The following is an 8608-nucleotide window of genomic DNA, read 5'->3' on the forward strand; positions in this document are numbered from 1 at the left end:
AGGGCCTGTCCCCCGTCGATCTTCGTCACGCTGTTCATCGGTACCTCTTCTCCCCGGGCCTCCCGGGTCGCTGGAACGGGTGGTGGCGCCCCGGTGGGCGCCGCTGTGTGAGCAAGCCCACGCGAAGGCCGACGGCCTTGCCGGGCACGGGAGTTGGGTGGATCGGTGGGCCTCGCCCGCGGGGGGTGCGCCGGGGCGTCACCGCTTCCCGGGAACCGTCTGCCACGATGGGTCGCCGGGCGCACCCCGCCCATGCCCGTGCCTCTCCGACCGCGCCGCGGCCCCGGCGCCCGGACCGGGCCCCCGCCCGTCGTACTCCCGCCTCCCCCGTGCCCGTGCCCGGGGCGCGCCCCCCGGTGTTCTCGTGCCTTCCTTCCGCAAGCCCCTGTCCCTGTCCCTCGTGCGCCCGGTCACGTCCCGGCCCGCCGTCCCGGCCCCCCGGCCCGCCGGAGACGCCGCGTCGTCCTCCGGTGAGCGCTCCCCGTGGCGGTCGCTGCGCCACCGCGGCATGCGCTGGTGGGCGGTGGCCCACCTCGTCTCCAACACCGGTACGTGGATGCAGCTGACGGTGCAGAACCTGCTGGTCCTGCAGATCACCGGCTCCCCCGCGGCCGCCGGTCTGTCGATCTCCGCCCAGGCCGCCCCGGGCCTCCTGATGGGGCTGCTCGGCGGCGCGGCCGTCGACCGCTGGCCCCGGAAGCTCACCGCCGCGCTCGCCCAGGTGGTGCTGGGCCTGGTGGCCCTGGCCACCGCGGCGCTCGTCGCCCTCGACCAGCTGAACCTGCCCGTCCTCATCGGGCTCGCGGTGCTGACCGGCCTGGTCGCCACCGTCGACGGCCCGGCCTGCGCGCTCCTCGGCAACGACCTCGTCCCCGCGCGCGACGTGCCCTCCGCGATCGGCGTGGGGTCGCTCGCCCACGGCGCGGGCCGGCTGGCGGGCGCCGCGCTCGCCGGTGTCACCGTCGCCACGCTCGGCACCGCCGCCGCCTACCTGGCGAACGGCGTCTCGTTCTTCTTCGTGGCCGCCGTGATCCCCTTCCTCACCCTGCTCAGGCCCCAGGGCTCGGCTCCCGACGGCGACGGCGCGCCGCTCACCCCCGAGGAGGCCGACACCAGCGTCCGGGGCGGTCTGGTCTTCTTCGCGAAGCGGCCCCGGCTCGTCGCCCTGGCCGGTCTCAACGCGGTGAGCGCGCTGTTCGGCCGCAACTACTCGCTGACGCTCGCGGTCCTGGTCACCGGCCCGCTCGCCGGGAGCGCCGGTTCCTTCGGCGCGGTCTCCACGGCGCTGGCCGTCGGCGGCATCGCCGGCGCGGTGCTCGGTGCGCGGCTCCGCGCGCCGCGCGTGCGGCTCGTGGCGCTGCTCACCGCGGGCGGCGCCCTGCTCCAGGTGCTCGCGGGCGTCTCCCCGAGCCTGGCCTTCCTGGTCGTGCTGGCCCTGCCGATGGCCGTGGCCGAGTCCGTCGGGGACACCGCGCAGAACACCCTGCTCCAGACCGACCCGCCGCCCCGGATGCGGGGCCGGGTGCTCGGCGCCTGGAACAGCGTCCGCACCCTGTGGGGTCTGGCCGCGCCGCCCACCCTGGGCCTGCTCATGGAGGTGCTCGGCGCGCGCGGGGCGCTCGTCACGGGTGGTCTGGTCGTCGCGGCGGCCGTCGCGGCGGGAACGTTCCTGCACGGCCGCCGGAGCGCGGCCGGGGAGCCGGTCACGGTTCCCGTGCCGGTCCCGGTCGCCGTACCCGTACGGGTCGGGGCGGGGCTCCCGGCGCGGGGCGGGGCCGAGACGGGCGGGCGCCCCGGCGTCCCGGCGGAGCTCGAAGCCGCCGTCTGAGGCGGGCGCGCGGACGCCCGGGCGGCGCGTCACGAGCCCGCTCCCGCCGTGGCGGGCAGCAGGGTGTGAACCGCTTCCAGGACGTCCCCGGGGGTGATCCGCAACAGCCGGGGATCCGGGCGGCCGGCGTGCGGATCGCCCGGGCGGGCGGTGTCGTCGCCTCGGGAGGGGCACCAGAGGACGCGGTGGAGGCCGTTGTCGGGCGGACCCCACAGCGAAGGGGCGACCGGCCCGAACAGCACCACGGACGGGGTGCCGAGGGCGGTCGCCACATGGGCGAGCCCGGTGTCCCCGACGACGACGCAGCGGGCATGCGCCACGAGCCCGCACAGCGCGTCGAAGGCCAGGGGGCGGGGCACGCCGAGCACGGCGGCGGGGGGCAGTCCCGCCCGGGCGGCGACCGCCGTGGCCAGATGGCCCTCGCCCGGACCGGCCGTGACGACGACCGGAAGACCCGCGCGGTGGAGCGCGGCGGCGACGGCGGCAAACCGTGCCACCGGCCATCGGCGGGCGGGCGCCTGCGCGCCCGGGTGCAGGACGACCGCGCCGGGAGCGGGGGAGGCGGTGCCGGGCGGGGTGATCCGTACGTCGTCGGGGTCCGCCGGGCAGCCGTACCAGGCGGTCAGGGCGCACCAGCGGTGGCGTTCGTGGGCGTACGGGTCCCAGGGCGGGCCCTCCAGGCCGGGGAGCTCCGGGTGGTGGAAGGCCCACAGCCGGCGGGGGGCGAGGGAGGCGAGCAGCCGGTGGCTGGCGGGTCCGCCACCGTGGAGGTTCACGGCGAGGTCCGGGCGCCGGGCCTCCGCAGGGAGCGCGTCGGGGACGGCCCGGCCGGGCCCCGCGGCCGGCAGCAGCCGGTCGACGCAGCCGGTGGCGCGCGCCACTCCTTCGAGCTCCGGCGGGCCGGCGAGGACCAGTTCGTGCCCGGCCAGGGCCCGGCGCAGCGCGCGCAGCGCGGGTACGGCGGTCAGGAGGTCCCCGAGCCCGAGCGCGCGCAGCACGAGCACGACCGGACGGCCGGGCCCTTCCCGGCCCGTGCGGCCCCCACGCTCCCGGCCCGGCTCACCGCCACGGTGACCGAGGGGCGCGGTACGGCTCCCGCCACCCGGGGCCGGCTCGTCGCTCGCACGGCCGGTGGTGGCCCCACCGGCACGGAGGGCGGCGCCCGGGGCGCAATCCTCGCCACCCGGCTCCGGCTCGTCACTCGCACCGCCGACGGTGGCCCCACCCGCACGGAGACCGGCCTCCGGCGCGCGGTCTTCGCCGCCCGGGACCGACGCACCCCTCGGACGGCCGGTGGTGACCCCGCCCTCACGGCGGCCGACGTCCGGAGCGTCGCGGGACCCACCCGCACGGAGGCCTGCGGATGGGGTGCCGTCGGCATGGCCGGTGGTGGTCGCCTCCGTACGCGGCCCGCCCGTAGCGGGCACGACGGGACGGCTTGCGCCGCCCTGGACCGCTCCGGGGCGGCGGCCGGCGGTGCCGGGGGCGGCTCCCCGGGATGAGCGGCCGGATCCCGTACCGCCCGTGGGCATGGCGTCGCGCGGGCTCATCGGGCCGCCGGAGGGGCCGCCGGGGACGGGGTGTGCGCCGACCGGGCCGCGCGGTCGGCGAGCGAGGTGGTGGAGCGGCCGTCGAGGTACGGGAGGACCACCGTCTGGCCGCCCCAGCCGCGCAGGAGTTCCGCCTCGGGAAGTTCGTCGGGTGTGTAGTCGCCGCCCTTGACCCAGACGTCGGGGCGCAGGGTGGCGAGGAGCCGCTCCGGGGTGTCCTCGTCGAAGGCGACGACCGCGTCGACGCTGGCGAGGGCGGCCAGGACGCGCATCCGGTCCGCGAGGGGGGTCAGCGGGCGCCCGGGGCCCTTGAGGCGCGACACGGAGGCGTCGGAGTTGACGCACACGATCAGGCAGTCGCCGATGCGGCCCGCGCTCTCCAGGAGCCGGACGTGTCCGGCGTGCAGGAGGTCGAAGCAGCCGCCGGTGGCGACGACCGTGCCGCCCCGGGCGCGGACGCGGCGGACGAGGGCGGCGGCGTCCCCGGGCGGCGCCGGGTCGTGGGCGCGGCCGGCGCCCTCGGCGGGGGCTTCGCCGGTGGCGCCGACGGCGGCCGCGCCACCGGCGGCGACGAAGGCGGCGGCCGCGGCGACCGCCCGTTCCACCGCCTCCTCCGGCAGGGCGCCGTCGGCGAGCGCGGCGGCGGCCGTGGCGGCGAAGCAGTCGCCCGCGCCGCAGGGGTCGCCCGTGGTGGCGCGGACCGCCGGGACGAAGAGGGGGGCGGCCGCGTCGGCCCGGGTGAGCAGGGCGCCGCGCGCCCCGAGGGTGACGGCCACGTGGGTGGCTTCCCAGCGGGCCGCGAGGTCGGCGCCCCGGTCGGCGTGGGCGCGCAGGGAGGTGCCCGGGAGGCGGCTGAAGAGGGCCGCCTCGCCCGCGTTCGGGGTGGCGAGGCGGGTGCCGGGGACGGGTGGCCCGCCGCGTGGGTGGGGGTCCCAGACGACCGGGACCTTGTGCGCCAGGGCGCCGAGGGCGGTGCGCAGCACGTCGGCCGTGCCCCGCCCGTAGTCGGAGACCAGGACGGCGCGCGCGGAGCGGAGGACGTCCAGAACCCCGGCGTCCGGGGAGCCGGGGGTGCCGCCGCCCCGGTCGAGCCGGACGAGGGGCCGGCCGCCGGCGAGGACGCGGGTCTTCACCGGCACCGTGCCGTCGAGGGGCAGGCCGGCGAGGCGGACCCGGTCACCGAGGGCCCGGCGGGCGCGGGCGCCGTCCTCGTGGTCGCCGGGGCCGGCGGCGGCGACGAGGACGACCTCCCCGCCGTGCCGGGCGGCGAGCAGGGCGGCCAGCCCCGCGCCGCCGGGCCGGCGGCGGACCCGGGCGATGTCGACGACGGGCGCGGGCGCGTCGGGTGCGAGGCGGGTGGCCTCGCCCTCGATGTCCTCGTCGAGCAGGAGGTCACCGACGACGACGAGCGGTCCTCGGTTCATGAGGCACCTCCGAAGAAGGCGTACGGGGGTTCCTCCCGGCTGGGCACCCCGTCGGCCACGGCGGCCGTACCGGCGGGGGCGGCGGCCCGGGCGCGGGCGGTGCTCCCGCGGCCCGCGCCCGCCTCCCGCGCCGCCCGCTCGACCACGGCCGCGTCGAAGAACTCGCACAGCAGGTGGACGGCGACCAGGTGGGTCTCCTGGACGGTGGCGGTGGTGGCGCCGGTGACGCAGAGGGCGTCGTCGGCGGCCTCCGCCAGCGGGTTGGGGGCGGCTCCGGTCAGCGCCCAGACCGTCACGCCCCGGGAGCGGGCCGTGACGGCGGCGGAGAGCAGGTTGGGGCTGCGGCCGGAGGTCGACAGGAGCAGGAGCACGTCCCCGGCCCTGCCGTGGGCGGCGACCTGCCGGGCGAAGACCTGCTCGAATCCGTAGTCGTTGCCGATGGCCGTGACGCTGGACGTCTCCGCGTGCAGGGACAGGGCGGAGAACGCGGGCCGCTCGCCCTGGTAGCGCCCCACGAGCTCGGCGGTGAGGTGCTGGGCCTGCGCGGCGCTGCCGCCGTTCCCGGCCGCGAGCAGCCGCGCCCCGGCCGACAGGGCGGTGGCCAGCCCCTCGCCCCACCGGGCGAGCCGCCCGAGGTCGTCCTCGTACAGCCGCTCGACGGCCTGGCACACGGACCGGCAGTGGCGGCGCGCTTCCTCGTACGTCCGTGATTCGGTCATGGTGTCCGGCCGCGACGCGAGTGGTCCGGCCGCACCTCCTTCGGCTGTCCGGGCGGGGCGCCGGGTGTGCCCGCCGCCCCGGAGGGGGCGGTCACAGGGCTCCGGCGAGGGGCGCCTGCGCGGCGGCGACGGCCCGGTAGGACCGTTCGGTGGCGGCGGCCACGCGGGCCCAGGAGAACCGTTCGAGCACGCGCCGCCGCCCGGCCCGGCCGTACCGCCCGCGCAGGGCGGGGTCGGCGAGCAGGAGCCGTACGGCCGCCGCGAGGAGCGGGGCGTCGCCGGCGGGGACGAGGCGGCCGGTGACACCGTCGGCGACCGAGTCGAGCTGGCCGCCGACGGCGCTGGCGACGACGGGCCGGCCGCAGGCCATTGCCTCCAGCGGGACGATGCCGAAGGGCTCGTAGTCGGCGGGGCAGAGCACCACGTCCGCGCCGCGCATGAGCACGGGCACCATGGCGGGCGGTACCGCCCCGGTGAAGCGGATCCGGTCGGCGACACCGGTCTCCTCGGCGAGGGCGCGCAGGCGCCGGACCTCGGGGTCCGTGTCGAGCCGGTCGGCGGGCGGGCCGCCGGCGATGACGAGTTCGGTCCCGGGGAGCCTGCCGAGGGCGGCGACGGAGACGGCGGCGCCCTTGCGGGGCACGAGCCGGCCGAGGTGCAGCAGGCGGTGGCGGTGGGGGCCGCGGGGGGCGGCCGGGCCGTCGGGCCGGAAGGCGGCGGGGTCCACGCCGCAGGGCACGATGTCGGCCTTGGCGCGGGGTATGCCCATGGCGGCCAGTTCCTCGACCTCGTCCCGGCAGGTGGCGACGATCCGGTCGCAGCCCAGGCCGATGTCGGTCTCGTGGGCGATCCGGGTGGGCGGGCTGGTGTCGGCGGCGCCCTGGTGACGCCGCTTCACCGTGCCGAGGGCGTGGTACGTGTGCAGGAACGGCAGCCCGGCGATCCGGGTGGCGCGGAGGGTGGCCAGGCCCGACATCCAGAAGTGCGAGTGGACCACGTCGGGCGGCCGGGTGCGCCACTGGCGGGCGAGGTACCGGCCGAAGGCGTCCATGTACGGCAGGAGGTCGTCCTTCGGTACGGGCTCGGGCGGTCCCGCGGGCACGTGGTGCACGAGGACGCCGGGCCGCAGCGGGGCGACGACCGGCAGGGCGGGGTCGTCCCTGCGGGTGTAGACGGTGACGTGGTGTCCCCGGTCGGCGAGGCCGGCGGCGAGCTGGGCGACGTGGACGTTCTGGCCTCCCGCGTCGACGCCGCCGAGCGTGGCGAGCGGGCTCGCGTGCTCGGAGACGAGGGCGATGGAGAGGGGCGCCGGGGCGGGCAGGGGATGGGAAGTCATCAGCATGCCTCCGTGATGAGGCGCTCCCAGTCGTCCAGGAAGCGTTTCAGGCCGTAGCGTTCGAGGGCCGCCTGCCGGGCGCGGGCGCCGTCCGCGGCGGCGGCCTCGGGCTCGGCGAGGTAGTGGCGGGCGGCCCGGGCGAGTTCCTCCGGGCGGGTGGAGAGGGTCCCGGCGCCGGGCGGTACGGCTTCGACGGCCTCGGTGGTGGCGAGGACGACGACGGGCATGCCGAGGTGCATGGCCTCCAGGAGGGACAGACCGAGCGAGGTCCACCGGATCGGGTGCAGGTAGAAGCGGCGTTCCGCCATGGCGTCGTGGAGGCGCGCCTGGGGCAGGTCGGCGGTGCGGCAGCGGTCCTCGGGGAGGCCGAGGTGGGCGGCGAGGCCTTCGGTCCGCATGCCGAAGACGTCCAGGGGCGCCGCCTCCGCGAGGGCGGGGAGCAGGTCCGTGCCGACGAACCGGTCGCGCCGTACGGGTTCGTTGACGACGACGGCCGCGCGGGGCAGGTGTCCGGTGTAGCGGTGGCCGGGGTCGACGATGCCGTGTTCGACGACGGCGGTGCGGGTGGTGCCGTTGTCCCAGAGGAGCCGGTTGAAGTGGGTGACGTGGACGAGGGTGAGGTCGGGGCGGTCGGCCACGGGGTGCCGGCTGAGGGGGACGTCGCCGCGGGGGGTGTTGTGCTCGACGTAGACGGCGGGGACGTCCCGCCCGGGGCGCCGGCCGCCGAGCCACTCGGTGGCGAGCCGCTCCTCGTGAGGGCGCTGGAGGACGACCAGGTCGACGGGGGCGTCCCGGAGTTCGGCGGGCGGCACCTCGCGGACGGAGGCGGGCCAGGAGAAGGTCCGGGCCCGGCCGCGCCCGTCGGGGCCCCGGTCGGGGGTGACGGGTACCAGGTACGAATGCGGCCCCTGGACGAACGCCGTGGTCCAGGACCCGTGGACGTGCCACAGAAGGATGTTCATGCGGCGGTTGCTCCTTTCGAACCGGTCGCGGCCTCGGGGCGGGCGCGGCCTGGGGGCCGTTCACGGTCTCCGGGTGGTGGGGGGTCTGCGGTCGGCGGGGGCGGTCCTCACCGTCGGGGACCGGCCGGTGCCGGGCCGTGCGCCCGCACCCGGTCCGGGGCCGCCGGTCGGGGGCGGTGGTCCGGGGGCGGTCACGGTCGCCCGCGGGGCCGGGGCGGCGGAGGGCGGGCGGTGGTCGGCGCGCGCCCCGCGCAGCAGGGTGGCCACGGCGTCGAGGACCTCGTTGTCGGGCACCCCGTCGAGGCAGGGGTGACCGGGGACGGGGCAGACCCGGGCCCGGGAGTCCGCGCACGGCGCCTCCTGGTCGCCGAGCAGGACGTGGGGGACCCCGTAGGGGCGCCAGCGTTCGGCCGGTACGACGGGGGCGAAGAGGCACGCGACGGGCGTGCCGACGGCGGCGGCGAGGTGGGCGGGGCCCGTGTTGCCGGTGACGACGGCGCCGGCTCCGGCCAGAACGCCCGCGAGTTCGGCGAGTCCGGTGGTGGCGCCGCCGAGGTCGAGCGCGTGGCGGCCCGCGACCTCGGCCGTCCCCTCCCTCTCGCCGGGGCCGCCGGTGACGACGACCCGGTGGCCGGCGCGGTGGAGGGCCTCGGCGGCGCGCCGGGCCCGGTCCGGGCTCCAGGCGCGGGCGGGGACGGCCGCGCCGGGGTGCAGCACGACGTACGGGCCGGGGCCGGTGAGGGCGCCGGTGTCCGGCGGGGGCAGGACGCGCAGAGCGCCGTCGTCGCC

7 protein-coding genes are annotated in these 8608 nt (G+C 78.7%); 1 reads left to right on the plus strand and 6 read right to left on the minus strand.

Annotation, left to right across the window (positions count from 1 at the left end; genetic code table 11):
• Positions 1-364 precede the first annotated feature (364 nt).
• The gene (locus RIF68_RS17950) at positions 365-1828 is read left to right on the plus strand and encodes an MFS transporter (protein ID WP_309052279.1); all 1464 of its coding nucleotides are present in this window, start codon (positions 365-367) and stop codon (positions 1826-1828) included.
• 29 nt (positions 1829-1857) lie between these two features.
• On the opposite strand, the gene RIF68_RS17955 is transcribed toward RIF68_RS17950, so the two are convergent.
• The 6 genes from RIF68_RS17955 to RIF68_RS17980 all read right to left on the minus strand — a co-directional run.
• Positions 1858-2826, minus strand: coding sequence for a glycosyltransferase family 9 protein (locus RIF68_RS17955; protein WP_309052280.1), 969 nt, complete (start codon positions 2824-2826; stop codon positions 1858-1860).
• Between the two features lie 548 nt (positions 2827-3374).
• Positions 3375-4802, minus strand: coding sequence for a D-glycero-beta-D-manno-heptose 1-phosphate adenylyltransferase (gene rfaE2 / locus RIF68_RS17960; RefSeq protein ID WP_309052281.1), 1428 nt, complete (start codon positions 4800-4802; stop codon positions 3375-3377).
• Entirely contained in the window at positions 4799-5521 is a 723-nt protein-coding gene (locus tag RIF68_RS17965) for an SIS domain-containing protein (protein ID WP_309052282.1), read from the minus strand. Before RIF68_RS17965 ends, rfaE2 begins: the two co-directional genes overlap by 4 nt.
• Before the next feature lie 91 nt (positions 5522-5612).
• Positions 5613-6857, minus strand: a complete 1245-nt coding sequence (locus RIF68_RS17970) for a glycosyltransferase (protein WP_309052283.1) — start codon at positions 6855-6857, stop codon at positions 5613-5615.
• Entirely contained in the window at positions 6857-7819 is a 963-nt protein-coding gene (locus RIF68_RS17975) for a glycosyltransferase (RefSeq protein WP_309052284.1), read from the minus strand. Before RIF68_RS17975 ends, RIF68_RS17970 begins: the two co-directional genes overlap by 1 nt.
• Before the next feature lie 60 nt (positions 7820-7879).
• Positions 7880-8608: glycosyltransferase family 9 protein (locus tag RIF68_RS17980; protein ID WP_309052285.1), on the minus strand; the 729-nt coding region annotated here is incomplete at its 5' end.

The organism is Streptomyces sp., from assembly GCF_031178505.1.
Classification (GTDB): domain Bacteria; phylum Actinomycetota; class Actinomycetes; order Streptomycetales; family Streptomycetaceae; genus Streptomyces; species Streptomyces gulbargensis.

Excerpts from the sequence above, each read along its gene's own strand:
- rfaE2 (WP_309052281.1), bottom strand. The coding sequence starts at position 4,802 with ATGAACCGAGGACCGCTCGTCGTCGTCGGTGACCTCCTGCTCGACGAG.
- RIF68_RS17965 (WP_309052282.1), bottom strand. The coding sequence starts at position 5,521 with ATGACCGAATCACGGACGTACGAGGAAGCGCGCCGCCACTGCCGGTCC.
- RIF68_RS17970 (WP_309052283.1), bottom strand. The coding sequence starts at position 6,857 with ATGACTTCCCATCCCCTGCCCGCCCCGGCGCCCCTCTCCATCGCCCTC.
- RIF68_RS17975 (WP_309052284.1), bottom strand. The coding sequence starts at position 7,819 with ATGAACATCCTTCTGTGGCACGTCCACGGGTCCTGGACCACGGCGTTC.